Source organism: Streptomyces sp. NPDC050535, assembly GCF_044457665.1.
Classification (GTDB): Bacteria; Actinomycetota; Actinomycetes; order Streptomycetales; family Streptomycetaceae; genus Streptomyces.
Genome location: NZ_JBITHE010000059.1, coordinates 1 through 2,723, shown reverse-complemented (window position 1 = coordinate 2,723; position 2,723 = coordinate 1). Strand labels below are relative to the sequence as shown.

At 71.3% G+C, this 2,723-nt stretch carries 2 protein-coding genes and 1 pseudogene; all 3 read right to left on the bottom strand.

Annotated elements, in window-relative coordinates; genetic code table 11:
• A pseudogene (locus ACIBLC_RS41890) lies at positions 1-1,062 on the bottom strand (1,4-alpha-glucan branching enzyme); the annotation flags it as partial.
• 1 nt (position 1,063) lies between these two features.
• Positions 1,064-2,437, bottom strand: a complete 1,374-nt coding sequence (locus tag ACIBLC_RS41885; RefSeq protein WP_399216738.1) for a maltokinase — start codon at positions 2,435-2,437, stop codon at positions 1,064-1,066.
• A gap of 67 nt (positions 2,438-2,504) precedes the next feature.
• A partial coding sequence (locus ACIBLC_RS41880; RefSeq protein WP_399216737.1) for an alpha-glucosidase C-terminal domain-containing protein occupies positions 2,505-2,723 on the bottom strand: 219 nt, incomplete at its 5' end.

Sequence of the window (2,723 nt, the reverse complement as noted above, 5' to 3'; positions counted from 1 at the left end):
CTTGAAGTCGTCGGGGGTGCCGAGGCGGGCGGTGGGGGCGTAGAAGCCGGTGACCTGGTAGCCCCACGACCCGCCGAAGGGATGCTCCGCCACCGCCATGAACTGCACGTGCGTGAAACCCAGGTCGGCCACGTACGCGGGGAGTTCAGCGGCCAGTTGACGGTACGTCAGGCCCGGTCGCCAGGACGCCAGATGGATCTCGTAGACGGAGAAGGGAGCCTCGTGCACCGCACGCGAGCCCCGGTTCGCCATCCACGTGGTGTCCTCCCACGTATAGGACGACGCCGTCACGATCGCGGACGTGTTGGGCGGGACCTCGGTGCGCCGGGCCATGGGGTCGGCGCGCAGGGTCCGGGAGCCGTCGGGGCGGGTGATGTCGAACTTGTAGAGCTCACCCTCGCCGATCGAGGGGAGGAACAGTTCCCACACTCCGGATGCGCCGAGTGACCGCATCGGAAATCCCGCGGCGCCGTCCCAGTGGCAGAACCCTCCGCAGACCCGCACCCCCTGGGCGTTCGGCGCCCACACGGTGAAGCGGGTGCCGGCGACGCCTTCGTGGGTCATCGGGTGGGCGCCCAGGGCTTTCCACAGTTCCTCGTGTCGCCCTTCGTGGATCAGATGCAGATCGAGCCTGCCGAGCGCGGGCAGGAAGCGATACGGGTCCTGCACCTCGAACTCCGAGCCGGAGTACGTGACCGACAGCGTGTACTCGGGGATCGTGTCGAGGGGCAGGACGCCCGAGAAGAGCCCGTCACCCACGTCCTCCAGCTCACTGCGCTGGCCGTTCACCACCACGGCCACGGCCTGGGCGTACGGACGCAGCGCGCGGAACAGGACCCCGTCCGCGACCGGGTGCGCGCCGAGCAGCGCGTGCGGATCGTGGTGGGTGCCCGACAGCAGGCGCGCCCGGTCCGTCGCGTCCAGCGAAACGTCCATCGAAGCGTCCATCGAAACGTCGAGTGAAGGGGCCGGCCGAACGCCGACCGATGCGGTGCGGACTGTCACGGCTTCAGCCTCCTCAAGGGGGTAAGGGACATCGGTGGGGATGGTCGACCGGCGCATGTCAGCGGCCTTCCGCGAGGCGCTCGACCGCCGCCATCGGCACGGGCAGCCAGTCGGGACGGTGCCGCGCCTCGTACAGCACTTCGTACACGGCCCTGTCCGTCTCGTACGCGCGCAGCAGTTCGGGCTCATCGCGCGGGTCCCATGCCGCCTCGGCGGCGTAGCCGGCGCAGAAGGACTCCCGGCACTGTCGCGCCCACTGCGGACGCCACGGGTGACGGGACCGGGCGGCGTAGTCGAAGGAGCGCAGCATGCCCGCGACATCCCGTATCGGCGACTGCACGCGGCGGCGTTCGGCCAGCGGGCGGGCCGGCTCGCCCTCGAAGTCGATGACCGACCACTGCCGGCCGGCCCTAAGTACCTGCCCGAGGTGCAGGTCGCCGTGAATGCGCTGGGCGGGACGGACCGCCGACTCGAGGGCGGCGAGCGTGTCGAAGGCGGACCGCAGCCCGGACGCGTACGGCCGCAGCTCGGGCACGGAACGCGCGGCGGCGTTGAGCCGCTCGGTCATTCCCTCCGCGAGCCGCCGGTTCTGCCGTCGGCTCGGGGCGTCGACGGGGAAGGCCGTGGCCAGCGCGAGATGCACCTCGGCGGTGGCGCGCCCCAGTTCGTACGCCTCCTCGGTGAACTCCCGTCCCGAGGTGAGGGACTTGAGCGCCAGGGTCCAGCCGTCGTCGGCGTCGCGCAGGAACGGCTGGAGGACGCCCAGCGTCGCCTCGCGCGGGTGCGAGGTCCGGATCCAGGCGGCGGGGGCGGGTACGCGGGTGCAGCCCTGCCCGGCCAGCGCCCACGGCACTTCGAGGTCCGGGTTGATGCCACTCTGGACGCGGCGGAAGACCTTGAGGATGAACGAATCCCCGTACACCAGCGAGGAGTTGGACTGTTCGGCGTCCAGGAGGCGCGGGGCGAGACCGCCGGGCACCTCGACTCGCGCGTCGCGTTCGAAACGCAGCGGGCCCACGGTTCCCGGTGTGCGCAACCGCTCCAGCAGTATCCCCGCCGCCTTGGGGTCGTGGAGGGCGTCGTACACGATCAGATCGGCGAGCGGGCCCGCGCTCGGGCGTCCGATGACGGCGTGGGCGAGACGGGGCGGCAGGGCCTTCTCCACGCCCAGGAGCAGCTGATAGCAGTCGTCGGGCGGGGGAGTGGCGGTGCCGCCGTGGGCGGGCAGCGCGAAGTGCTCGGTGCGGACCAGGAGGTGCAGGCACCCCGGGTACAGCTCGGTCGTCGACACCAGCGTGAGATCCGTGACGGGCCGGCCCTTGCCCGCGAACCAGCGCTGCCGCGGCAGCCACGCGCGCAGCAGCTCGGCGAGCGAGGTGAGCAGCGGAGCGGGGCTGAGCCCGCTCGGACGGTGCGGCGCGGTCTGCTGCATGGCGACACGTCCTTTCAGGGACAGGCGGTCTTTGCGGGGGCACTTGGCCGGGAGGAGCGGCGTACGGTCAGGGCCGCCGGATGACGCTGGGGGCGACAGCACGTCGGAGCCGGAACCAGTAGAAGCCGTGGCCTGCGAGGGTCAGCAGGTAGGGGAGTTCACCGATGGCGGGGAAGCGGACTCCGCCGATGAGCTCGACCGGGTGTCTGCCGTTGAAGGCGCTGAGGTCGAGTTCGGTGGGTTGGGCGAAGCGGGAGAAGTTGTGGACGCACAGGACGAGGTCGTC